Origin of the sequence: Trabulsiella odontotermitis (genome assembly GCF_030053895.1) — a bacterium.
GTDB lineage: Bacteria > Pseudomonadota > Gammaproteobacteria > Enterobacterales > Enterobacteriaceae > Trabulsiella > Trabulsiella odontotermitis_C.
Genome location: NZ_CP125781.1, coordinates 1,185,930 through 1,208,405, shown reverse-complemented (window position 1 = coordinate 1,208,405; position 22,476 = coordinate 1,185,930). Strand labels below are relative to the sequence as shown.

The following is a 22,476-nucleotide window of genomic DNA, read 5'->3' as shown; positions in this document are numbered from 1 at the left end:
AATGAGGTTATACCCAAATGGATAGTTCGTTCACGCCCATTGAACAAATGCTAAAATTCCGCGCCAGCCGTCATGAAGATTTTCCCTATCAGGAGATCCTCCTTACCCGTTTAAGCATGCATATGCAGGGAAAACTGCTGGAAAACCGTAATAAAATGCTGAAAGCTCAGGGGATTAACGAGACGTTGTTTATGGCGCTGATTACGCTTGAGTCTCAGGAAAACCACAGTATTCAGCCGTCTGAGCTGAGCTGTGCGCTGGGCTCTTCACGTACCAACGCTACCCGTATCGCTGATGAACTGGAAAAACGTGGCTGGATCGAGCGTCGCGAAAGTGACAATGATCGCCGCTGCCTGCACCTGCAGCTGACCGAAAAAGGTCACCAGTTCCTGCGCGAGGTTCTGCCTCCGCAACACCACTGCCTGCATCAACTCTGGTCCTCTCTGACAACTGCAGAGAAAGACCAGCTTGAGCACATCACCCGTAAGTTACTGACTCGTCTTGACCAAATGGATGAAGATGGCGCCGTTTTAGAGGCCCTTCGTTAAGCCAGGGATCGCTCACCTATCCTGATTCAAAAAAAGAAACCGTCAGGCCAGCAGGTCTCAACTGCTGGCCTTTCTGATAAACAGGTCGGCCCAGCCGATGTGAAATAAGAAGATCGTGGAGATACACAATGAGCGCGAATGCGGAGATGCAAACCCCGCAGCAACCTGCCAGTAAGAAAGGTAAACGTAAACGTGCCCTTCTGCTGCTGACTTTGCTCTTTATTATTATTGCCGTGGCCTATGGCATTTATTGGTTCCTGGTCCTTCGCCACTATGAAGAAACTGACGATGCCTACGTGGCGGGAAATCAGGTTCAGATTATGGCGCAGGTGTCTGGCAGCGTGACGAAAGTCTGGGCTGACAACACCGATTTTGTACAGAAAGGCGACGTGCTGGTCAGCCTGGATCCCACCGACGCGCAGCAGGCTTATGAAAAAGCCAAAACGCAGCTGGCTTCCAGCGTTCGCCAGACCCGCCAGTTGATGATCAACAGCAAGCAGTTGCAGGCGAACATCGACGTCAAAAAAACCGCACTGTCTCAGGCGCAGACCGACCTTAACCGTCGTATTCCGCTCGGCAGCGCTAATCTGATTGGTCGTGAAGAGCTGCAACACGCCCGTGATGCCGTCGCCAGTGCGCAGGCTGAACTGGACGTGGCAATCCAACAGTACAATGCCAATCAGGCGATGGTGCTGGCCACCAGACTGGAAGAACAGCCTGCTGTTCAGCAAGCTGCAACCGACGTGCGTAACGCATGGCTGGCCCTGCAGCGTACGAAGATTGTCAGCCCGATGACCGGTTACGTCTCCCGTCGCTCGGTGCAGCCTGGCGCGCAGATTAGCCCGACCACGCCGCTGATGGCGGTGGTTCCGGCGAACAACCTGTGGGTCGATGCCAACTTTAAAGAGACGCAGCTGGCGCATATGCGCATTGGTCAGCCTGTCACGGTTATCAGTGATATTTACGGCGATGACGTGAAATACACCGGTAAAGTGGTGGGTCTGGACATGGGTACCGGCAGCGCGTTCTCCCTGCTCCCGGCGCAAAACGCCACCGGTAACTGGATCAAAGTGGTTCAGCGTCTGCCGGTGCGTGTTGAGCTGGATGCGAAGCAGCTCGCCGATCACCCGCTGCGTATTGGTCTGTCAACGCTGGTGGAAGTGGATACCTCCAACCGCGACGGCCAGATGCTGGCAAGCCAGGTGCGTACCGACCCGGCCTATGAAAGTGATGCCCGTGAAATCAGCCTCGATCCGGTGAATAAAGAGATCAACGACATCGTCCAGGCGAACGCTAACTAATCCGGGGTGAGTGTAATGCAACAGCAAAAACCGCTGGAGGGGGCGCAGCTGGTCATTATGACCATTGCGTTGTCTCTTGCGACTTTCATGCAGGTGCTGGACTCCACCATTGCTAACGTGGCGATCCCTACCATCGCCGGTAACCTTGGCTCGTCGCTGAGCCAGGGGACCTGGGTTATCACCTCTTTCGGGGTGGCGAACGCGATCTCCATTCCGATTACCGGCTGGCTGGCGAAGCGCGTCGGCGAAGTGAAACTGTTTTTGTGGTCCACTGTCGCCTTCGTCATCGCCTCCTGGGCCTGTGGCATGTCAAACAGCCTGACGATGCTGATTTTCTTCCGCGTCATTCAGGGTGTTGTCGCCGGGCCATTGATCCCGCTGTCGCAGAGTTTGCTGTTAAGTAACTATCCGCCCGCCAAACGTTCCATCGCGCTGGCGTTGTGGTCAATGACTGTTATCGTGGCGCCTATCTGCGGCCCGATCCTCGGCGGTTACATCAGCGACAACTATCACTGGGGCTGGATCTTCTTCATCAACGTGCCAATTGGTCTGGTCGTGGTGCTGATGACCCTGCAAACCCTGCGCGGTCGCGAAACCCGCACAGAACAGCGGCGGATTGACGGGATTGGTCTGGCGCTGCTGGTGGTGGGTATCGGCAGCCTGCAAATCATGCTCGACCGTGGTAAAGAGCTGGACTGGTTTAACTCCACTGAAGTGGTGACGCTGACCATTGTGGCGGTCGTGGCGATAAGCTTCCTGGTGGTCTGGGAACTGACAGACGACAACCCGATCGTTGATTTGTCGCTGTTTAAGTCGCGAAACTTTACTATCGGCTGCCTGTGTATCAGCCTCGCCTATATGCTCTACTTTGGCGCTATCGTTCTGCTGCCGCAGCTGTTGCAGGAGGTGTATGGCTATACCGCCACCTGGGCAGGGCTGGCGTCCGCGCCGGTCGGGGTGATCCCGGTACTGCTGTCGCCGATTATCGGGCGTTTCGCCCATAAACTCGACATGCGACGGCTGGTGACCTTCAGCTTCATTATGTATGCCGTGTGCTTCTACTGGCGCGCATACACTTTTGAACCGGGCATGGATTTTGGCGCCTCCGCGTGGCCGCAGTTTATTCAGGGCTTCGCCGTGGCCTGCTTCTTTATGCCGCTGACCACCATCACGTTGTCGGGTCTGCCGCCGGAACGTCTGGCGGCGGCGTCGAGTCTGTCGAACTTTACCCGTACGCTGGCGGGCTCGATCGGCACGTCGATCACTACCACTATGTGGACGAACCGTGAAGCGATGCATCACGCACAACTGACGGAGTCAGTGACCCCGTTCAACCCGAACGCGCAGCAGACGTATGATCAGCTACAGGGAATGGGGATGACGCAACAACAGGCTTCCGGCTGGATAGCGCAGCAGATAACCGATCAGGGTCTGATCATCTCGGCTAACGAGATTTTCTGGATCTCCGCCGGGATCTTCCTCGTGCTGCTGGGTCTGGTATGGTTTGCCCGACCGCCGTTTGGTGCAGGTGGTGGCGGAGGTGGTGCGCACTAACAAAAAAGCCAGTTCATATTGAACTGGCTTTTTTTTGCTGCGGGAAACGAGACTAGATGTGCAGTTCCTGCAGTTTCTCTTTCGGCAGCGCCAGCTCTGCGTTGCTGTTAACGCGAACGCCGCGCTCGATGATGTGACGGGCGATGTCCTGCGCTTCATCCAGCGAGTGCATGGTGTAGCTGCCGCACTGATACACGTTCAGTTCCGGGATCTGGTTCTGATCTTTGACTTTCAGCACATCGGCCATCGCCGCTTTCCAGGCATCGGCAACGCGCTGCTCATCCGGCGTGCCAATCAGACTCATGTAAAAACCGGTGCGGCAGCCCATCGGGGAGATATCAATGATTTCAACGCCGTTACCGTTGAGATGATCACGCATGAAACCGGCGAACAGGTGCTCCAGGGTGTGGATCCCTTTTTCCGGCATCACTTCTTTGTTCGGGATGCAAAAGCGCAGGTCGAAGACGGTGATGTCATCGCCATGTGGGGTGTGCATATTCTTTGCGACGCGGACTGCAGGTGCTTCCATTCGGGTATGGTCGACAGTGAAACTATCTAGTAATGGCATTCGTCACCTCCGACAGTGATTTTTTTTAAAATAAAATGAACTCTTTCTGGTGGAGCTAGTCTGAGTATATGAAAGACGCGCATTTGTTATCATCATCCCTGTATTCAGAGATGAAAGTTTGGCCACAGTGATGTGGCCTTTTTCTTTTCTGTCACGCGTGTCGCGCAACCAGTGCTGAGAATGGCTCGCTGTCCGCCGCTTCCGCCTCACGCTGGCGCTGCAGTGATGCACTGCGCTCCGCGTCAAAATCGGCTTCCGTCAGGATTTCCAGCGGCTCTTCACGCAACAGATTGCGATACGCATCTCCCAGTGCCCTTCCCGTTCCACCAATGCCTTCATCAATCATAGAACGCAGAATGCGTGCTGAGAAAGTTAATTCCGGATTATCAAAGCTGGCAACCAGTTCATCGCACACGTTCTGGTAGGCATTTCCGCCGTCGATACCGTCCAGCGTCTGCGCCACGCGCTTGAGATCACGGAACAGATCTTTACCCACCTTCGGCAGCGGGAATTGTGCGGTTTCGCAGCCAATACCTAACGTCAGCCCCGGTTTGCGGCCTTCGAGGATCACCCGGTTCCAGTTAGTGCGGGTGCACAGCAGCTCGTCGCTGCTCATTTCTGGCGCATCCGCCAGCACGCACCAGACCATGAACAGGTCGAGGAAACGCACCTGCTGCTCATCAACGCCAATTGGCGAGAACGGGTTGATGTCTAACGAACGCACTTCGATATATTCGATACCACCGCGCAGCAACGCATCTGACGGCGTTTCACCGCTGCGGGTCACGCGTTTCGGGCGGATTGGCGCATACAGCTCGTTTTCAATCTGCAGGATATTGCTGTTGATTTGCAGATACTTACCGTCTTTCTGCAGGCCAATTTTCGCGTACTCTTCCGACGGGGTTTTGATCGCGCGCTTCAATCCTGCCACATAGTCGTGGAGATCGTTAAACGTAATTCCGAGATTGCTTTGCGATTTATTGGTATAGCCGAGATCGCTCAGGCGCAACGAAGTCGCATAAGGCAGGTAATACATGCCGCAGTCAGTTTTCTCAAACGGCAGCGTTGTTGGCTTACCCTGCAGGAACGAGGCGCAGATCGCTGGTGACGCGCCAAACAGGTAAGGGATCACCCAGCCAAAACGGTAATAGTTGCGGATCAGGCGGAAATAGCCTGCCGAAATCGCCTCTTTGCCGCTGTCGATATCATCAACACCACACTTCGCTTTCCAGAAGGCCATCGGCAACGAGAAATTGTAATGGACGCCGGAAATGGTTTGCATCAGCGCGCCATAACGGTTTTTCAGTCCTTCACGATAGAGCGTTTTCAGCCGCCCCATATTCGAGGTGCCGTACTGCGCCAGTTCGATATCCTGACCGGGTGCGATGTAACAGGGCATACTCAGCGGCCACATCCGCTCTTCACCCAGATGACGCGCAGTGTAACGATGCACGTCACGCATAAAGGTCAGCATATGGTCGATGTCGCCATCCACTGGGGTAATAAACTCCAGCAGAGCTTCGGCGAAATCGGTGGTAATCCATTTATGCGTTAACGCCGAGCCTAACGCTTCCGGGTGTCCGGTAGTCGCCAGCGTGCCGTCTGCATTCACACGCAGCGTTTCGCGCTCAAGACCACGCTGGATCCCTTTTAACGCCTGAGGATGCTTTTCCAGCCAGGCCAGCGCCTGTGATACGTCCGGGATCAAATTGACCTCCCGCCTGTCAAAATCGTTTTATTAAGCATAATTGTAATGGTGGACGATTAAAGGTCACCAAAAAAGCAATTAGTGCCACCACATCATCCCCTGGAGTGTCGCCGCTGCAACGACGACATAGCGCAACGCTTTTCCAAGGCATAAAAAAAAGAGTACCGGCCCCCAGGGAATGCGCATCCATCCCGCCAGCAGGCACAGTAAATCGCCCATAACGGGCATCCAGCTCAACAGCAACGCGACCGCGCCGTAGCGCTTTAACCATCCCATTGCTTTTTCCTGCCACCGCGACGACTTACGCAACGGAAACAGGCGACCAAGAATAACGTTAGTTGCCCCTCCTGCGCTATTACCTATTGTTGCTATTAACACAAGAAGCCAGGGTTTACTGGCACCGGCAAGCAACAGTGCGACCAGCACCGCTTCAGAGTTGCCGGGCAGCAAGGTTGCACTGAGAAAACTGCTGGCAAACAGTGAAAGGAGCGACAGGCCATCACTCACAATAGCCGGACATCCACAACGTCCATGCCTGCGCTTGCTGCGGCCTGTAAGCCGAAATCCGCATCTTCAAACACGATGCATTTTGCAGGTTCGACGCCCATACGCTCAGCGCAAAGCAGGAAAGTATCAGGGGCAGGTTTGTGATGCCGGACGTGATCGGCGGCAACGACGGCAGAAAAATAGTGGCGTAATCCCAGATGCGCCAGCAACGCCTCGGCTACCGCGCTTTCGCTGCCGGTGCCGACCGACATCGGGCGACGGCCATGCCACGCTTTAACAACGTCAATCAGCGGTAAGGGTTGTACCGAATCCAGCAGCATGATTTTAACCGCGTCTGTTTTCTCGCGGGCCAGCGCGTGAGGATCGAGATCAGCCTGATTCAGAGCGATAATGGCCTCTGCGATACGCCAGGTCGGCGAACCGTTCAGCGCAATGATGGACTGTTCGTCAAAGCGAATTCCGTAACGGCCCAGCACCTCATGCCACGCTTTCCGATGGGTGGGTTCAGTGTCCAGGATCGTGCCGTCCATGTCGAAAATCAGCCCTGCATAACGTTCGTACATTGCGCCCTCACAAACCGAATATCAAAACGTTACTTTATCGCAAAAGGCGTTTTTTGTCGCCACCGGATAGCGATACGATAAAGGCACCTTACGGTGCCTTTAGGGAAGTTATGCCTGATTTAACGGATCCGCAGGTCATTTTCAACAACGCGTACGCCAGGCACTTTACGCGCCACATCCACCGCCCGTTTCGCATCAGCTTCAGAATTCACAAAGCCGCTCAGTTGTACACGCCCTTTGAATGTCTCAACGCTGATTTGGCTGGATTTTATCGCTTTGTCGCCGAATAGCGCGGATTTCACTTTAGTGGTCACGACGGTATCGTCAATGTAGCCGCCGGTGCTTTCCTTTGTAGAAGAGCCTGCGCAGCCGGACAGGGATAGTGCAACCAGTGCCGCAACGCCAAATGCAGCCAGTGCTTTGAAACCTTTCATGGAATACTCTCCTTGCAATCTAAACACATTGATAACATGTATAAATTAGCCGGAACGGAGAAAGTTGCCAATATGAAACAGCACAGTCGGGAAAGAAGGAAGTAGCGAAGAGAAAGATGGTGCATCCGGGTATTTCGCAGACCATGCAACAACGATATCGCTGTTATCCTGGAGAAGATGGTGCATCCGGGAGGATTCGAACCTCCGACCGCTCGGTTCGTAGCCGAGTACTCTATCCAGCTGAGCTACGGATGCATCGGAAAACATACTTTAAAATTCAGAGAAGATGGTGCATCCGAGAGGATGCACTCGGCTGCGCCTCGCCCTGCGGGCCGTTGCTTACGCAACGTTATCCTCTCTGGTGCTTGCGGGTATTCCGCAGACCATGAAACAACAGTATCGCTGTTATCCTGGAGAAGATGGTGCATCCGAGAGGATTCGAACCTCTGACCGCTCGGTTCGTAGCCGAGTACTCTATCCAGCTGAGCTACGGATGCATCGGAAAACATACTTTAAAATTCAGCGAAGATGGTGCATCCGAGAGGATGACTCGGCTGCGCCTCGCCCTGCGGGCCGTTGCTTACGCAACGTTATCCTCTCTGGTGCTTGCGGGTATTCCGCAGACCATGAAACAACAGTATCGCTGTTATCCTGGAGAAGATGGTGCATCCGAGAGGATTCGAACCTCTGACCGCTCGGTTCGTAGCCGAGTACTCTATCCAGCTGAGCTACGGATGCATCAGGAAACTGATTTTAATACGCTGATTCAGTATCACACTACGTTGCAACACTGAGTAAGATGGTGCATCCGGGAGGATTCGAACCTCCGACCGCTCGGTTCGTAGCCGAGTACTCTATCCAGCTGAGCTACGGATGCAAAATGGCGGTGAGGCGGGGATTCGAACCCCGGATGCAGCTTTTGACCGCATACTCCCTTAGCAGGGGAGCGCCTTCAGCCTCTCGGCCACCTCACCACACGCCTCTTACGAGTGCTTCGAAGAACTTATTTAAGCTCATCGTCGCTGCGTGGCGCACATATTACTTTCTGAGACTTATAAGTCAAACAATTTTTCCGAACCTTTCATCGTTTGCACACTTCACGCGCAATTAGCCTGCAAAAACGGCAAAAAGGGTGTTTTATCAACAGCCAACCAGCGTCAGCACAGCAATGTCGGCGCGGCGGAAGTGGAGTTAAATACGATGAAAAAGGAGGTAAATCGTGGGTTGCGTCTCACCACACAGTGAGACGCAAGAACCTTAGTAACTGGACTGCTGGGATTTTTCAGCCTGGATACGCTGGTAGATTTCTTCACGATGAACAGAGACTTCTTTAGGGGCGTTTACGCCGATACGTACCTGGTTACCCTTAACCCCTAAAACTGTCACAGTGACCTCATCTCCAATCATGAGGGTCTCACCAACTCGACGAGTCAGAATCAGCATTCTTTGCTCCTTGAAAGATTAAAAGAGTCGGGTCTCTCTGTATCCCGGCATTATCCATCATATAACGCCAAAAAGTAAGCGATGACAAACGCGCAAGCGCGTAAGCAGTCATGGCATCACATTCTGTTAAACGTAAGTTTAGCCGATATACACAATTTCAACCTGACTTTATCGTTATCGATACCGCATAGCAAGGCGCCGTAACCCCTGAGTTTTGGCGCCTGCAAGCGTTTATAGTTATTGCAGTTTTGTGCTCACCCAGTCTTTAACACTGGCCAGAGCTGCCGGGAGTGCAGCCGCGTCGGTACCACCGGCCTGAGCCATATCCGGACGTCCGCCCCCCTTCCCGCCTACCTGCTGAGCAACCATACCAATCAGTTCGCCTGCTTTGACACGGTCGGTAACATCTTTCGACACGCCCGCAATCAGAGAAACCTTACCCTCAGCCACTGTCGCCAGAACGATAATCGTGGAACCCAACTGATTTTTCAGGTCGTCGACCATCGTGCGCAGCATCTTAGGTTCAACGTCGGACAGCTCGCTAACCAGCAGCTTCACACCGTTGATATCGATGGCTTTGCTGGAGAGATTTGCACTCTCCTGCGCCGCAGCCTGATCCTTCATCTGCTGCAGCTCTTTTTCCAGCTGACGGGTGCGTTCCATGACAGTTCGTACTTTATCAGTCAGATTATGGCTGTCGCCCTTCAGCAGTTGTGCCACTTCATTCAGAAGATCGCTTTCTGCATGCAGGTTAGCCATGGCACCCTCACCGGTAACAGCCTCAATGCGTCGAACGCCTGCGGCAGTACCCGATTCGGAAGTGATACGGAAAAGACCGATATCACCGGTACGGCTGGCATGAGTCCCGCCGCACAATTCTGTAGAGAAATCGCCCATGCTCAGAACGCGCACACGTTCGTCATATTTCTCGCCAAACAGCGCCATCGCCCCTTTTGCTTTCGCCGCATCAAGATCCATGATATTGGTTTCGATCGGCAGGTTGCGACGGATCTGGGCGTTGACCAGATCTTCCACGCGGCGGATCTCTTCCGGCTTCATGGCTTCGAAATGGGAGAAGTCAAAGCGCAGCGCTTTGTCGTTGACCAGCGAGCCTTTCTGCGCAACATGCGTACCCAGCACTTCGCGCAGTGCGGCGTGCATCAGGTGGGTTGCGGAGTGATTCAGGCGGATCCGTGCGCGACGCGCTTCATCGACATCGGCCTGTACCGCATCACCCACTTTCAGCGAACCGGTTTCCAGCGTACCAAGATGACCGATTGCCTGGCCATACTTCTGCGTATCGCTGACGGTGAAGGTAAAGCCCGCGCCTTTCAACACGCCTTTATCACCCACCTGGCCGCCAGATTCTGCATAGAACGGGGTTTGATCCAGCACGACAACCGCGTTCTGACCCGCACTGACGCTATCCACGGCTTTGCCGTCGATAAACAGCGCCGTCACGTTGCCGTTCAGTTCCAGATGATCATAACCTTTGAATTCTGATGCTCCGTCAACGCGGATCATTGCGTTGTAGTCAGCGCCGAAACCGCTGGATTCGCGGGCACGGCGGCGCTGCGCTTCCATCGCGGCTTCAAAGCCTGCTTCGTCAACTTTGATATTGCGCTCGCGGCACACATCGGCGGTTAGATCTACCGGGAAACCGTAAGTGTCGTACAGGCGGAAAGCGGTTTCGCCGTCCAGCGTGTCGCTCTTCAGTTTTGCCAACTCTTCGTCGAGCAGCGCCAGTCCGCGTTCCAGCGTGCGGGCAAACTGCTCTTCTTCGGTTTTCAGCACCTGCTCAACCTGTGCCTGCTGGCGTTTCAGGTCTTCACCGGCTGAGCCCATGACCTCAATCAGTGGCGCAACCAGTTTGTAGAAGAAGGTGTCTTTCGCGCCCAGCATATTACCGTGACGAATGGCGCGACGAATGATACGGCGTAGCACGTAGCCACGGTTTTCATTCGACGGAATGACACCATCGGCAATCAGAAACGCACAGGAACGAATATGGTCAGCGATAACCCGCAGCGATTTATTGTTGAGATCGGTCGCACCCGTTACGCGAGCCACGGACTGGATCAGCTTGCTGAACAGATCGATTTCATAGTTTGAGTTCACATGCTGCAGCACAGCCGCAATACGCTCCAGCCCCATCCCGGTATCAACGGACGGTTTCGGCAGCGGTTCCATGGTGCCGTCGGCCTGACGGTTGAACTGCATGAAGACGATGTTCCAGATTTCAATGTAGCGATCGCCGTCTTCTTCCGGGCTACCCGGAGGTCCACCCCAGATATGGTCGCCGTGATCGAAGAAGATTTCGGTGCACGGACCGCACGGGCCGGTATCGCCCATCTGCCAGAAATTGTCTGAGGCAAACGGCGCGCCTTTGTTGTCGCCGATACGAATGATGCGCTCACGCGGAACGCCGACTTCGTTTGCCCAGATGTCAAAGGCTTCATCGTCGGTTTCGTAGACGGTCACCCACAGGCGATCTTTTGGCAGGTTGAACCAGTTTTCACCGGTTAACAGCTCCCATGCGTAATTGATGGCGTCGTGTTTGAAATAGTCGCCGAAGCTGAAGTTACCCAGCATTTCGAAGAAAGTGTGGTGACGTGCAGTGTAGCCGACGTTTTCCAGGTCGTTGTGTTTACCGCCCGCACGCACGCAACGCTGCGCGGTGGTCGCGCGGGAATAATTACGTTTGTCGAGACCAAGGAACACATCCTTGAACTGGTTCATCCCGGCGTTGGTAAACAGCAGGGTCGGATCGTTGTTCGGCACCAGGGAGCTGCTGGCAACAACCTGGTGTCCCTTGCTATGGAAAAAATCGAGAAACGCCTGACGGATCTCAGCGGTGCTCTTGCTCATAATTATCCTGAAATCAAGCTAACGAATTGCGCAGGTGCCGGTTGACCACTTTTTGAGCGGGTCAGCGTCCTGACGGAAAAAAGTGGGAATAAGATAAGTTTTCTTTAAAGGGAAGTAAAATCCCCGATGGGGTCAATCTGCAAAATTTCGCCATATTTCCTGGATATCTTCCATCAGATACCCCCTATAAAGCAAAAATCGCTGCACTTTTGCTTTTATCGCAAATTCTGTCGGCAGTGGTTCGCCATATTTTCGCACTGCCTGATCGCGTGCCTTCTCTGCCCAGTCCACGTCGCACTCATACAGGGCTAATTCGCTGATTTCACGTGAAATGCCTTTTTGATTCAGCTCCTGACGGATGCGTGACGGCCCGTAACCTTTGCGACTGCGGCTGTTGATGAACTGGCGGGCAAAGCGCGCATCATCCAGATAATGGCTCTCTTTGCACCAGTTGATGACATTTTCGATGTCATCCGCTGTGGCGTCCGTCTCTTCGGGGCCATTTTTTGTCATTACTGGTGCGGCAAGTTTGCGGCGAAGTTCCTGTTCGCCGTGATCGCGCATCGCCAGAATTCGCACGGCTCTGTCCAGCAGACGGGCATAAGCGGAGCGGCGTCCCGTAGATTCAGACATGATAAACCCCATCAGTGAGAAAAAACAAAAGGGCCGCATCAGCAGCCCTTTTTCTTGTTTATAACGTCATCAGAAATCTTCGTTGGTTTCTTCTACGCCTTCACCGCTGCTATCAACAGCGAAGTCCGGTGTGGAGGTCTGGTTGCCGAGCAGCAGCTCACGCACTTTCTTCTCGATCTCTTTCGCCGCAGCCGGGTTCTCTTTCAGCCAGCTAATTGCGTTAGCCTTACCCTGACCGATTTTGTCGCCGTTGTAGCTGTACCATGCACCGGCTTTCTCGATGAGCTTCTCTTTCACGCCGAGATCAACCAGCTCGCCGAAGAAGTTAATACCCTCGCCGTAGAGGATCTGGAATTCAGCCTGTTTGAACGGTGCCGCAATTTTGTTTTTCACCACTTTCACGCGGGTTTCGCTACCAATGACGTTGTCGCCCTCTTTCACCGCACCGATACGGCGGATATCCAGACGTACGGAAGCGTAGAATTTCAGCGCGTTACCCCCGGTGGTGGTTTCCGGGTTACCGAACATCACACCAATTTTCATACGGATCTGGTTGATGAAAATCAGCAGCGTGTTGGACTGTTTCAGGTTACCGGCCAGCTTACGCATCGCCTGGCTCATCATACGTGCCGCGAGGCCCATGTGAGAGTCGCCGATTTCGCCTTCGATTTCCGCTTTCGGCGTCAGCGCCGCGACGGAGTCAACAACGATAACGTCGACCGCACCGGAGCGCGCCAGCGCGTCACAGATTTCCAGCGCCTGTTCGCCGGTATCCGGCTGGGAACACAGCAGGTTGTCGATATCAACACCCAGCTTGCGAGCGTAGATTGGGTCCAGCGCGTGTTCCGCATCGATAAAGGCACAGGTTTTACCTTCACGCTGTGCGGCGGCAATCACCTGCAGCGTCAGCGTGGTTTTACCGGAAGATTCCGGCCCGTAGATTTCGACGATACGGCCCATTGGCAGACCGCCTGCGCCCAGTGCGATATCCAGTGAAAGCGAGCCGGTCGGGATGGTTTCTACATCCATAGAGCGGTCTTCACCCAGGCGCATGATGGAGCCTTTACCGAATTGTTTTTCGATCTGGCCCAGTGCTGCCGCCAACGCTTTCTGTTTGTTTTCGTCGATAGCCATTATTACTCCTGTCATGCTTTCATGCCGGGTGTTACCGGGTAAACTCTGTTTTGTTGAAGCAATTATACTGTACAATCATACAGTATCAAGTATTTTGTAGAAATTGTTGCCAGAGGGTATTTAGCGCGTAGGCAGTGGCCTGACGGCGCACCGCATCGCGGTCGCCAGTAAACTGTTCGCAGCGCGTAATTCCCTGCCCATTGGCGCAGGCGAAACCAAACCAGACGGTACCCACCGGTTTTGCCTCGCTGCCGCCATCCGGCCCGGCAATGCCACTCACTGACAGCGCGTAGGTGGCTCTTGCTGCCCGCAATGCGCCGATGGCCATTTCAACCACCACCGGTTCGCTGACGGCGCCGTGCGTCTCCAGCGTTACACCGCGTACACCAATCATCTGCTCTTTGGCTTCATTACTGTAGGTGACAAAGCTGCGCTCAAACCAGGCGGAGCTTCCCGCGATATCGGTGATCACTTTCGCAATCCAGCCGCCAGTGCAGGATTCCGCCGTGGTGACCGTTGCCCCCTGCGCCTTCAGCGCCTGTCCAATCTGCTCGCTCAGTTGCATCAATTCTTGATCGGTCATACATCACCCCGAATAGCCAAAAATGAGGAGCCTCACGATACCACTTTCCACACGAAGATGGGGATGACGTGAAGATTTTACGAGGAGGCTTCAGAAAAATCGTCCGGCACGCCCTTTCCGCCGGGCAGAAAGGGCGCATGATGATTACTGTACGCGCGCCAGCGCCACGGCTTGCCCCAGTTGCCAGACGGCCATCGCATAGTGGGTGCTGTGGTTATAACGGGTGATGGTGTAGAAGTTCGGCAGGCCGTACCAGTACTCATAGCCAGTGCCGACATCCAGACGCAGCAGGCTCGCCCGCTGATGGTTCCCCAGCGATTGTGTGGGCGACAAACCCACGGCAGTCAGCTGCGCGACGTTATAGTTGGTTTTAAAGCCGTTTTCCAGCCCTGGCGCCTGGCCTGTCGCCAGTACCGCCACGGAGTCACCTGCCACCCAGCCGTGTTGTTTGAAGTAGTTTGCCACGCTGCCGATAGCGTCTTCCGGATCCCACAGGTTGATGTGACCGTCGCCGTTGAAATCCACCGCGTACTGTTTATAGGAAGACGGCATGAACTGGCCGTAGCCCATCGCCCCGGCAAACGACCCTTTCAGATCGAGCGGATCGTCCTGTTCGTCACGCGCCATCAGCAGGAACGTTTCCAGCTCGCCGGAGAAGTATTCCGCGCGGCGTGGGTAGTTAAAGGAGAGCGTCGCCAGCGCGTCGAGAATACGGGTTTTGCCCATGATGCGCCCCCAGCGGGTTTCAACGCCGATAATACCGACGATGATTTCCGGCGGCACGCCATAGACCTGCCAGGCGCGGTTCAGCGCGTCCTGATACTGATTCCAGAACGCCACGCCGTTTTGCACGTTATCCGGCGTGATGAACTGCTTGCGGTAGCGCAGCCACGCGCCGTTAGGTCCGGTCGGCACCTGCGCCGTTGGTGCCTGTCGGTCCATCAGGCGCAACACGTAATCAAGCCGTTTGGCCTGCGACAAAATGTCGTGCAACTGTTCCCGGTTGAAACCGTGCTTACTCACCATCTTATCGATGAACTGCTCCGCTGCCGGGTTATTAGCGAAGTCGCCGCTCATCACCATCACATTGTGCTGCGGCTCCAGCAAAAATCTGCCAGAAGACCCGGGGGAATTTGCCGTTTGCGGGGCGGTGGTTTTCGGTGAGCTGCTGCAGGCAGCGATCAGAACAGCGAGGGGGAGCAAAGCCAGGAAACGACGCTTCAACATGGGATATCCATTCAACAAATTTCGGCAAGAAATGAGTATGGTAAAGCATCCCACCGCCGACAAGGAAGCAGTACTCTCCCCGGCACGTCATTTTTTCTCCTTTCCCAACAATCTTTCAAATTAAAAGATTTATCTTTCATTTTGAGATCGCAATAACACTTTTAAATCTTTCAAAGTGATTAAAATGGCTCACGAGATGAAAAATAAAACCTCTGAAGGAGATAATAATGATAGAAACCATTACCCATGGTGCCGAATGGTTCATCGGGCTGTTTCAGAAAGGCGGGGAGGTCTTCACCGGGATGGTGACCGGGATCCTGCCGCTGCTGATCAGTCTGCTGGTGATCATGAACGCATTGATCAACTTTATCGGTCAACACCGAATCGAAAAGCTGGCGCAAAAGTGTGCGGGAAATCCAGTTAGCCGCTATCTGTTGCTGCCTTGCATCGGCACCTTTGTGTTCTGTAACCCAATGACGCTGAGCCTCGGCCGCTTTATGCCGGAAAAATACAAGCCCAGCTACTACGCCGCAGCTTCCTACAGCTGCCACTCCATGAACGGTTTATTCCCGCACATCAACCCCGGCGAACTGTTTGTTTATCTCGGCATCGCCAGCGGCCTGACCACGCTCGGTTTACCGCTCGGCCCGCTGGCCGTCAGCTATCTGCTGGTCGGTCTGGTGACGAACTTCTTCCGCGGCTGGGTCACCGACCTGACCACCTCGATTTTTGAGAAAAAGATGGCCATTGAGCTTGAGCAGAAAGTGCATTTAACAGGGGCAACATCATGACGCGTATTCGTATAGAGAAAGGCGCCAGCGGCTGGGGCGGCCCGCTGGAACTGGACGTGACGGACGGGAAAAAGATTGTCTACATCACGGCAGGAACGCGTCCGGCCATTGTTGACCGGCTGGCTGAGCTGACAGGCTGGCAGGCGGTGGACGGTTTTAAAGAAGGCGAGCCGCCGGAAAATGAAATTGGTGTGGCAATCATCGACTGCGGCGGCACGCTGCGTTGCGGGCTCTATCCGAAACGACGTATTCCTACCGTCAATATCCACGCCACAGGGAAATCCGGCCCGCTGGCGCAGTACATCACCGAAGATATTTATGTCTCCGGGGTGAAAGAAGAGAACATTCGTCTCGCTGGCGACGCGCCGCAGCAGGCTACGCAGCCCGCCGCTAAAGCCGCGCCGCGTGAATACGACACCAGCAAAAAAATCACCGAACAGAGCGACGGTCTGCTGGCCAAAGTCGGGATGGGAATGGGTTCTGCCGTTGCCGTGCTGTTCCAGGCCGGACGCGACACCATCGACACGGTGCTGAAAACCATTCTTCCTTTTATGGCCTTCGTGTCGGCGCTTATCGGGATCATCATGGCGTCAGGGCTTGGCGACTGGATTGCGCACGGACTCGCACCGCTTGCCAGCCATCCGCTGGGTCTGGTGACGCTGGCGCTGATCTGTTCGTTCCCGCTGCTGTCGCCCTTCCTTGGGCCAGGCGCGGTCATTGCGCAGGTTATCGGTGTACTGATTGGTGTGCAGATTGGTCAGGGCAACATTCCGCCGCATCTGGCGCTGCCCGCTCTGTTTGCCATTAACGCCCAGGCGGCGTGTGACTTTATTCCTGTTGGACTGTCGCTGGCGGAAGCGCGCCAGGAGACCGTGCGCGTGGGCGTGCCCTCCGTGCTGGTCAGCCGCTTCCTGACCGGTGCGCCAACGGTACTGATTGCCTGGTTTGTTTCCGGATTTATTTATCAATAAGAGGTTCCGAAAATGACGGTCATTTACCAGACCACGATTACCCAAATTGGTGCCAGCGCCTGTCTGGCACTGGAAGACAGCATGTTAATCACCTTTCGCGAGGGAGCGCCTGCCGATATCGAGGAGTACTGCTTTATTCACTGTCATGGCGAGCTTTCCGGCTCGCTGCATGCCGGGGCGGCATTGGAACTGGGTGAGCATCGCTATCCGGTAACCGCGGTAGGTGACGTCGCGGAACAAAACCTGCGCGAGCTGGGCCACATCACGCTGCGCTTTGACGGGCAAACCACAGCGGAATTCCCGGGCACCGTCCACGTTGCCGGTCCGGTTCCGGTCGCTATCGCACCGGGCTGCGTTCTGAAATTTTTAGCTTAAGTTGTAAGGAGAAAGAGATGAGTCAGGTTGCCGTTGTCATCGGTGGAGGACAAACGTTAGGCGCATTTTTGTGCCACGGGCTTGCTGCTGAAGGGTATCGTGTGGCGGTGGTGGATATTCAGAGTGAAAAAGCCAACCACGTCGCACAGGAAATTAACGCTCAATATGGTGAGGGAATGGCGTATGGTTTTGGCTCGGATGCCACCAGCGAAGCCAGCGTTCAGGCGCTCTCCCGGGGAGTAGATGATGTTTTCGGTCGCGTTGATTTACTTATCTATAGCGCAGGGATCGCGAAAGCCGCGTTTATCAGTGATTTTACGTTAGGTGATTTTGATCGGTCGTTGCAGGTCAATCTGGTGGGCTATTTCCTCTGCGCCCGCGAGTTTTCCCGCCTGATGATCCGCGACGGCATCGCTGGCAGGATCATTCAGATCAACTCGAAATCCGGCAAAGTGGGCAGTAAACACAACTCCGGGTACAGCGCCGCGAAGTTTGGCGGCGTCGGGCTGACACAGTCGCTGGCGCTCGATTTGGCGGAATACGGCATTACCGTGCATTCACTGATGCTGGGTAACCTGCTGAAATCGCCGATGTTCCAGTCGCTGCTGCCGCAATATGCAGAGAAACTGGGCATCGCTGCCGATGAAGTCGAGCAGTATTACATCGACAAAGTCCCGCTCAAGCGCGGCTGCGACTATCAGGATGTACTGAACGTGTTGCTGTTCTACGCAAGCCCGGGTGCCGCGTATTGCACCGGACAGTCGATCAATATCACCGGCGGACAGGTGATGTTCTGATAAAATCGGCCCCGCTCTGGGGCCGATATTACAAGGAGGGAAGCATGGTTTCTGCATTAATCGCGGTGGCCGTTATCGCCTGGCTGTTACAGATGGCGTTTGGCGGCTGGCAGATCCACCTGTTTAATCGCGCATTTGACAAGCTCTGCCAGCAGGGCCGCGTAGGCGTGGGTCGTTCAGGGGGGCGCTTCAAACCCCGCGTTGTTGTGGCGATCGCGCTGGATAATAACGATAACGTCGTCGATACGTTAATAATGAGAGGCTTAACCGTCTTTGCCAGGCCGAAAAAAATCACCGGACTGGAAGGAAAACCGCTCAAGGAATTACAGCCTGATGTGATCTTTCCCCATGATCCGCTCTGTCAGAATGCACTATCATTAGCGCTTAAATTGAAACATGGATAATTTCGTTTCGAACGTTTATATCTTGCGAAATTATCATTGTGAAATCTGAACGCAGGATACTAACGCTTATGAAACCACGTCAGCGCCAGGCAGCGATTATTGAATACCTGCAGGCGCAGGGAAAAGGTTCGGTTGAAGAGCTGGCGCAGCACTTTGACACGACCGGCACAACCATTCGAAAGGATCTGGTGGCTCTCGAACATGCAGGCACGGTCATTCGCACCTACGGCGGTGTCGTGCTGAATAAAGATGAAGCGGATCCGCCCATCGATCATAAAACGCTGATCAACACCCATAAAAAAGCGCTAATCGCCGACGCGGCGGTACGTTTCATTCATGATGGCGATTCGATTATCCTCGACGCGGGCAGCACTGTGCTGCAAATGGTTCCGCTCCTCAACCGCTTCAGTAATATCACCGTGATGACTAACAGCCTGCATATTGTCAACGCGCTCGCGGAGTTTGATAACGAGCAGACGATCCTGATGCCGGGCGGCACCTTTCGCAAAAAATCAGCCTCGTTCCACGGCCAGCTGGCGGAAAACGCCTTCGAGCAGTTCAGCTTCGACAAGCTGTTTATGGGCACCGATGGCCTTGATTTGATCGCCGGCGTCACCACGTTTAACGAGGTGTATACGGTCAGCAAAGCGATGTGCAACGCAGCCCGCGAGGTGATCCTGATGGCGGATTCCTCGAAGTTTGGCCGCAAGAGCCCGAACATTGTCTGCGGTCTGGAGACAGTCGACAAAATTATTACCGACGCCGGTATCGACCCGGCGTTCCGCGAGGCCCTCGAAGCGAAGGGCATTGATGTCATTATTACCGGAGAACCTCATGAGTAATGTTCTGCTGAACACCGGGCGTCAGACGCTGTTACTGGAACTGCAGGAAGCCAGCCGACTCCCGGATCGCCTCGACGAAAGCTTCGTCCGCGCGGCGGAAACCATCATCAACTGCAAAGGCAAGCTGATCGTCTCCGGCATCGGGAAATCCGGGCATATCGGCAAAAAACTCGCTGCCACTTTCGCCAGCACCGGTACCCCTGCGTTTTTTGTTCACCCGGCGGAAGCGCTGCACGGCGATCTGGGGATGATCGACAGCCGCGACGTCATGCTGTTTATCTCCTACTCCGGCAGTGCAAAAGAGCTGGAACTGATTATTCCCCGCCTTGAAGAGCGCAACGTCGCGCTGCTGGCGATGACCGGCAAATCGCAGTCGCCGCTGGCGCTGGCCGCCGCTGCGGTGCTGGATATTTCCGTCGAGCGGGAAGCCTGCCCGATGCACCTCGCACCCACCTCCAGTACGGTCAATACCCTGATGCTGGGCGATGCGCTGGCGATGGCAGTCATGCAGGCGCGCGGTTTCAGTGAAGAGGATTTTGCCCGTTCGCACCCGGCAGGGGCGCTGGGCGCACGCCTGCTGAATCATGTGCATCATCTGATGCGCAAGGATGACGCAGTACCGCAGGTCAGCAACAGCGCCAGCGTGATGGACGCGATGCTGGAGCTGAGCCGTACCGGGCTGGGTCTGGTGGCGGTCTGCAATGAAAACGGCGGCGTGGAAGGCGTTTTCACCGACGGCGATCTGCGTCGCTGGCTGGTCAAAGGCGGCTCGCTCAACGATGCGGTGGACACAGCGATGACCCGCGGCGGCGTGACGCTACAGGCGCAGGAGCGCGCCATCGACGCCAAAGAGATCCTGATGCGCCACAAAATCAGCGCCGCGCCGGTGGTTGATGAACAGGGTCGGCTGTGCGGCGCCATCAACCTGCAAAACTTCTATCAGGCCGGTATTCTCTAAGGCTTCATCCCCGGACAGTTCGCCTGCCGGGGGTTTCTCTGCTCGCAGCGGCAATTACCGCCTGACCGAAGGCAATTGCGCCATCACCTGCCGGTAAACGCGACGGGAAAAGCAGCGTGAAATCGCTCAGGTACAACGACAACTGTGCGCACAACAGGCGGTTGTGCATTACGCCGCCGCTGAACACCAGCGTCTGAATGCCACGGGACAACGCATGGTAGCGCATCAGCGCGGCGAACCCTTGCGCCAGCGCATCATGGAATGCCCAGGCTTTTTGTGCGGGCGTCGCCTGCCAGTGCAGCCACTGCTGCCAGAACGTAGCGAGATCAAGCTCGCCTTCCCGGCAGGGTAGCGTCACCGGATGATTGCGATCCTCACAGGTTGCGGCGAGCGCTTCCAGCAGACAGGCAGCCTCGCCTTCGTAACTCAATGTTTCTGGCGCGCAATCCAGCGCGCAGGCCACCGCATCAAACAGACGCCCACAGGAGGACGCCTTCGGCGCGTTAATGCCTTTGTCAATCGCCCGCGCCACCACCGGCCAGTTATACCCCTGCAACTTCTGCAACTGCGGTTCCTGCTGCCAGTCCGGGATGAACGCCAGACTCTGCGCCAGCAGGTTTCGCCACGGCTGACGCGCCGCCAGATCGCCTCCCGGTAGCGCCACTGCCGGGAGGCCGCCAAGATGCTCACATTCGCGATAATTAACGCGCAGGCACTCCCCGCCCCACAGCGTGTCGTGTTCGCCCATCCCGGTGCCGTCGAGCGTCAGGGCGATCACATCGCCACCCGCGAGTGGCCAGCCGTGTTCGGCAAGACAGGCGGCAGCATGAGCATGATGATGCAGAACCGTCTGTACCGGCAGCGCCATTGATGCCGCCCATTGCGATGAGCAGTAACCCGGGTGCGCGTCCGCCACCACCCGCTGCGGCGTGAAATCGTAGATGTCCTGCATCAGCGTCAGCGCATCGCGCCACTGCTTTTCAACGCCCTCATCACTCAAATCGCCAAGATGCTGACTCAGTACCGCCTGATCACCGCGCACCAGGCAAAAGGTATTTTTCAGATCGGCGCCCAGACACAGTATGGGCGGAACATCGGCAAACCCCGGCGGCAATGGTAGTGCATCCGGCACGTAACCCCGCGAACGGCGCAGCATTTCGCCACTGGCGCGAACCACCGAGTCGTCCATACGCTGTACGATATCGCGGTTATGCAATAAAAATCCGTCGGCGATCCCCTGTAAATCGGCCAGCGCCTGCGCATTGGTAATGGCGGGCGGTTTGCCGCTCAGGTTGCCGGAGGTCATTACCAGCGGGCACTGAAGCGCCTGTATCAGGAGATGCTGCAACGGATTCGCCGCCAGCATCACGCCCACTTCATCCAGCCCCGGCGCAATGGCGTCGCTCAGATCGGGCATGCAGGATTTCGCCACCAGCACGATGGGCGCGGCCGGCGTCATTAACAACTGACGTGCCGCGGGCGGAACAATGCTGACATCCGGGATCATCACCGCCAGCGGTTTCGCCGGGCGATGTTTGCGCGCACGCAGCAGCGCGACAGCCGCGTCGTTACGGGCATCGCAGGCGAGATGAAAACCGCCGATACCTTTGATGGCGACAATGCCGCCAGTACGCAGCAGATCAATCGCCGCCTGCAATGCCGCTTCTTTATGTTGCGTTTGCGTTCCCTGTTGCCACTGTAGTTGTGGCCCGCAGACGGGGCATGCCACTGGCTGGGCGTGGAAACGACGATCCGCCGGATTGCGATATTCGGCGTCGCAGTCGGCGCACAACGGGAACGCCGCCATCACCGTAAAAGGACGGTCATAAGGCATGGCGTTGATGATGGTAAAGCGCGGACCGCAGTGGGTACAGTTGATAAAGGGGTAACGGTAACGGCGATCGCGCGGATCATTCATTTCGGCGACGCATTCCGCACAGGTGGCCGCATCGGGGACGATCTGCGTCGCCATACTGCCCGCACCGCTTTCGCGGATCGTAAAGTCAGTGGGGATCGGCGACCAGTCAAACGGCGAACGTTCCACGCTGTCGATTTTCGCCAGTGGTGGGCAGTGCGCCTGCAACTGAGTGATGAAATCTCCTTCCTCGCCCAGCAGACGGATCAGCACGCCCGCGCCATCGTTACAGACATCGCCCACGCGCTGAGACTGGCAGGCCAGTTGCCAGACAAAAGGTCGAAAACCGACTCCCTGCACTTTGCCGCGAATGCGCAGCTGTACGCCGTTACTGTTCATGTGCCTCGCTTAT

The 22,476-nt window shown here is 55.5% G+C and carries 22 protein-coding genes and 5 tRNA genes; 10 read left to right on the top strand and 17 right to left on the bottom strand.

Annotated elements, in window-relative coordinates; translation table 11 throughout:
• Positions 1-17: 17 nt before the first annotated feature.
• From mprA to emrB, 3 genes are all read left to right on the top strand, one after another.
• Positions 18-548: a transcriptional repressor MprA gene (gene mprA / locus QMG90_RS05870; protein WP_049849900.1), complete on the top strand. Its 531-nt coding sequence runs from the start codon at positions 18-20 to the stop codon at positions 546-548.
• A gap of 128 nt (positions 549-676) precedes the next feature.
• The gene (emrA, locus tag QMG90_RS05865) at positions 677-1,849 is read left to right on the top strand and encodes a multidrug efflux MFS transporter periplasmic adaptor subunit EmrA (protein WP_283282987.1); all 1,173 of its coding nucleotides are present in this window, start codon (positions 677-679) and stop codon (positions 1,847-1,849) included.
• 15 nt (positions 1,850-1,864) lie between these two features.
• Positions 1,865-3,403 (top strand): multidrug efflux MFS transporter permease subunit EmrB, encoded by a 1,539-nt coding sequence (gene emrB / locus QMG90_RS05860; protein ID WP_283282986.1) that lies wholly within the window; start codon positions 1,865-1,867, stop codon positions 3,401-3,403.
• A 52-nt stretch (positions 3,404-3,455) separates the two neighbouring features.
• Here emrB and luxS read toward each other — a convergent pair whose 3' ends face one another.
• The 16 genes from luxS to mltB all read right to left on the bottom strand — a co-directional run bounded on the left by luxS (position 3,456) and on the right by mltB (position 15,071).
• Positions 3,456-3,971, bottom strand: coding sequence for an S-ribosylhomocysteine lyase (luxS, locus tag QMG90_RS05855; RefSeq protein ID WP_054177681.1), 516 nt, complete (start codon positions 3,969-3,971; stop codon positions 3,456-3,458).
• Positions 3,972-4,122: 151 nt separating this feature from the next.
• Complete coding sequence (gene gshA, locus QMG90_RS05850; RefSeq protein WP_283282985.1) at positions 4,123-5,679, bottom strand: glutamate--cysteine ligase; 1,557 nt, start codon at positions 5,677-5,679, stop codon at positions 4,123-4,125.
• 78 nt (positions 5,680-5,757) lie between these two features.
• Positions 5,758-6,186 carry a YqaA family protein gene (locus tag QMG90_RS05845; RefSeq protein WP_283282984.1) on the bottom strand — a complete coding sequence of 143 codons (429 nt, stop codon included), beginning with the start codon at positions 6,184-6,186 and terminating at the stop codon, positions 5,758-5,760.
• Positions 6,183-6,749, bottom strand: coding sequence for a fructose-1-phosphate/6-phosphogluconate phosphatase (gene yqaB / locus QMG90_RS05840; protein ID WP_283282983.1), 567 nt, complete (start codon positions 6,747-6,749; stop codon positions 6,183-6,185). The genes QMG90_RS05845 and yqaB overlap by 4 nt, the downstream gene beginning before the upstream one ends.
• Before the next feature lie 119 nt (positions 6,750-6,868).
• Positions 6,869-7,183, bottom strand: a complete 315-nt coding sequence (locus QMG90_RS05835) for a BON domain-containing protein (RefSeq protein ID WP_283282982.1) — start codon at positions 7,181-7,183, stop codon at positions 6,869-6,871.
• A 178-nt stretch (positions 7,184-7,361) separates the two neighbouring features.
• A tRNA-Arg gene (locus QMG90_RS05830) sits at positions 7,362-7,438 on the bottom strand.
• A 165-nt stretch (positions 7,439-7,603) separates the two neighbouring features.
• A tRNA-Arg gene (locus QMG90_RS05825) sits at positions 7,604-7,680 on the bottom strand.
• A gap of 164 nt (positions 7,681-7,844) precedes the next feature.
• Positions 7,845-7,921 (bottom strand) — tRNA-Arg (locus tag QMG90_RS05820).
• Positions 7,922-7,983: 62 nt separating this feature from the next.
• Positions 7,984-8,060: transfer RNA gene (locus QMG90_RS05815), tRNA-Arg, on the bottom strand.
• Positions 8,061-8,064: 4 nt separating this feature from the next.
• Positions 8,065-8,157 (bottom strand) — tRNA-Ser (locus tag QMG90_RS05810).
• A 283-nt stretch (positions 8,158-8,440) separates the two neighbouring features.
• On the bottom strand, positions 8,441-8,626 hold the full coding sequence (gene csrA, locus QMG90_RS05805; protein WP_000906486.1) for a carbon storage regulator CsrA: 186 nt from the start codon (positions 8,624-8,626) through the stop codon (positions 8,441-8,443).
• Positions 8,627-8,863: 237 nt separating this feature from the next.
• Entirely contained in the window at positions 8,864-11,494 is a 2,631-nt protein-coding gene (gene alaS, locus QMG90_RS05800) for an alanine--tRNA ligase (RefSeq protein WP_283282981.1), read from the bottom strand.
• Between the two features lie 132 nt (positions 11,495-11,626).
• Positions 11,627-12,127 (bottom strand): recombination regulator RecX, encoded by a 501-nt coding sequence (gene recX, locus QMG90_RS05795; protein ID WP_283282980.1) that lies wholly within the window; start codon positions 12,125-12,127, stop codon positions 11,627-11,629.
• Between the two features lie 69 nt (positions 12,128-12,196).
• Positions 12,197-13,261 carry a recombinase RecA gene (gene recA, locus QMG90_RS05790; RefSeq protein ID WP_283282979.1) on the bottom strand — a complete coding sequence of 355 codons (1,065 nt, stop codon included), beginning with the start codon at positions 13,259-13,261 and terminating at the stop codon, positions 12,197-12,199.
• A gap of 85 nt (positions 13,262-13,346) precedes the next feature.
• The gene (gene pncC, locus QMG90_RS05785) at positions 13,347-13,844 is read right to left on the bottom strand and encodes a nicotinamide-nucleotide amidase (RefSeq protein WP_283282978.1); all 498 of its coding nucleotides are present in this window, start codon (positions 13,842-13,844) and stop codon (positions 13,347-13,349) included.
• A gap of 144 nt (positions 13,845-13,988) precedes the next feature.
• Positions 13,989-15,071: a lytic murein transglycosylase B gene (gene mltB / locus QMG90_RS05780; protein WP_283282977.1), complete on the bottom strand. Its 1,083-nt coding sequence runs from the start codon at positions 15,069-15,071 to the stop codon at positions 13,989-13,991.
• A 227-nt stretch (positions 15,072-15,298) separates the two neighbouring features.
• Here mltB and srlA point away from each other — a divergent pair, with 227 nt between their 5' ends.
• The 7 genes from srlA (at position 15,299) to gutQ (ending at position 20,209) form a co-directional block, all read left to right on the top strand.
• Positions 15,299-15,862 (top strand): PTS glucitol/sorbitol transporter subunit IIC, encoded by a 564-nt coding sequence (srlA, locus tag QMG90_RS05775; RefSeq protein ID WP_049849912.1) that lies wholly within the window; start codon positions 15,299-15,301, stop codon positions 15,860-15,862.
• On the top strand, positions 15,859-16,833 hold the full coding sequence (srlE, locus tag QMG90_RS05770) for a PTS glucitol/sorbitol transporter subunit IIB (RefSeq protein ID WP_283282976.1): 975 nt from the start codon (positions 15,859-15,861) through the stop codon (positions 16,831-16,833). Before srlA ends, srlE begins: the two co-directional genes overlap by 4 nt.
• Before the next feature lie 12 nt (positions 16,834-16,845).
• The gene (srlB, locus tag QMG90_RS05765; RefSeq protein ID WP_283282975.1) at positions 16,846-17,208 is read left to right on the top strand and encodes a PTS glucitol/sorbitol transporter subunit IIA; all 363 of its coding nucleotides are present in this window, start codon (positions 16,846-16,848) and stop codon (positions 17,206-17,208) included.
• Positions 17,209-17,225: 17 nt separating this feature from the next.
• Positions 17,226-18,005, top strand: a complete 780-nt coding sequence (gene srlD / locus QMG90_RS05760; protein WP_054177669.1) for a sorbitol-6-phosphate dehydrogenase — start codon at positions 17,226-17,228, stop codon at positions 18,003-18,005.
• A 44-nt stretch (positions 18,006-18,049) separates the two neighbouring features.
• Positions 18,050-18,409, top strand: a complete 360-nt coding sequence (gene gutM, locus QMG90_RS05755; protein WP_283282974.1) for a transcriptional regulator GutM — start codon at positions 18,050-18,052, stop codon at positions 18,407-18,409.
• Between the two features lie 68 nt (positions 18,410-18,477).
• Complete coding sequence (gene srlR / locus QMG90_RS05750; RefSeq protein WP_283282973.1) at positions 18,478-19,251, top strand: glucitol operon DNA-binding transcriptional repressor SrlR; 774 nt, start codon at positions 18,478-18,480, stop codon at positions 19,249-19,251.
• The gene (gutQ, locus tag QMG90_RS05745; protein WP_283282972.1) at positions 19,244-20,209 is read left to right on the top strand and encodes an arabinose-5-phosphate isomerase GutQ; all 966 of its coding nucleotides are present in this window, start codon (positions 19,244-19,246) and stop codon (positions 20,207-20,209) included. The genes srlR and gutQ overlap by 8 nt, the downstream gene beginning before the upstream one ends.
• A 4-nt stretch (positions 20,210-20,213) precedes the next feature.
• Here the strand turns inward: gutQ and hypF are convergent, their stop codons facing one another.
• Positions 20,214-22,463: a carbamoyltransferase HypF gene (hypF, locus tag QMG90_RS05740; protein ID WP_283282971.1), complete on the bottom strand. Its 2,250-nt coding sequence runs from the start codon at positions 22,461-22,463 to the stop codon at positions 20,214-20,216.
• Positions 22,464-22,476 lie beyond the last annotated feature (13 nt).

Excerpts from the sequence above, each read along its gene's own strand:
- emrA (WP_283282987.1), top strand. The coding sequence starts at position 677 with ATGAGCGCGAATGCGGAGATGCAAACCCCGCAGCAACCTGCCAGTAAG.
- alaS (WP_283282981.1), bottom strand. The coding sequence starts at position 11,494 with ATGAGCAAGAGCACCGCTGAGATCCGTCAGGCGTTTCTCGATTTTTTC.
- gutQ (WP_283282972.1), top strand. The coding sequence starts at position 19,244 with ATGAGTAATGTTCTGCTGAACACCGGGCGTCAGACGCTGTTACTGGAA.
- srlA (WP_049849912.1), top strand. The coding sequence starts at position 15,299 with ATGATAGAAACCATTACCCATGGTGCCGAATGGTTCATCGGGCTGTTT.
- srlD (WP_054177669.1), top strand. The coding sequence starts at position 17,226 with ATGAGTCAGGTTGCCGTTGTCATCGGTGGAGGACAAACGTTAGGCGCA.
- csrA (WP_000906486.1), bottom strand. The coding sequence starts at position 8,626 with ATGCTGATTCTGACTCGTCGAGTTGGTGAGACCCTCATGATTGGAGAT.
- QMG90_RS05835 (WP_283282982.1), bottom strand. The coding sequence starts at position 7,183 with ATGAAAGGTTTCAAAGCACTGGCTGCATTTGGCGTTGCGGCACTGGTT.
- luxS (WP_054177681.1), bottom strand. The coding sequence starts at position 3,971 with ATGCCATTACTAGATAGTTTCACTGTCGACCATACCCGAATGGAAGCA.
- pncC (WP_283282978.1), bottom strand. The coding sequence starts at position 13,844 with ATGACCGATCAAGAATTGATGCAACTGAGCGAGCAGATTGGACAGGCG.
- gutM (WP_283282974.1), top strand. The coding sequence starts at position 18,050 with ATGGTTTCTGCATTAATCGCGGTGGCCGTTATCGCCTGGCTGTTACAG.
- srlE (WP_283282976.1), top strand. The coding sequence starts at position 15,859 with ATGACGCGTATTCGTATAGAGAAAGGCGCCAGCGGCTGGGGCGGCCCG.
- mprA (WP_049849900.1), top strand. The coding sequence starts at position 18 with ATGGATAGTTCGTTCACGCCCATTGAACAAATGCTAAAATTCCGCGCC.
- srlR (WP_283282973.1), top strand. The coding sequence starts at position 18,478 with ATGAAACCACGTCAGCGCCAGGCAGCGATTATTGAATACCTGCAGGCG.
- hypF (WP_283282971.1), bottom strand. The coding sequence starts at position 22,463 with ATGAACAGTAACGGCGTACAGCTGCGCATTCGCGGCAAAGTGCAGGGA.
- yqaB (WP_283282983.1), bottom strand. The coding sequence starts at position 6,749 with ATGTACGAACGTTATGCAGGGCTGATTTTCGACATGGACGGCACGATC.
- recX (WP_283282980.1), bottom strand. The coding sequence starts at position 12,127 with ATGTCTGAATCTACGGGACGCCGCTCCGCTTATGCCCGTCTGCTGGAC.
- recA (WP_283282979.1), bottom strand. The coding sequence starts at position 13,261 with ATGGCTATCGACGAAAACAAACAGAAAGCGTTGGCGGCAGCACTGGGC.
- emrB (WP_283282986.1), top strand. The coding sequence starts at position 1,865 with ATGCAACAGCAAAAACCGCTGGAGGGGGCGCAGCTGGTCATTATGACC.
- srlB (WP_283282975.1), top strand. The coding sequence starts at position 16,846 with ATGACGGTCATTTACCAGACCACGATTACCCAAATTGGTGCCAGCGCC.
- mltB (WP_283282977.1), bottom strand. The coding sequence starts at position 15,071 with ATGTTGAAGCGTCGTTTCCTGGCTTTGCTCCCCCTCGCTGTTCTGATC.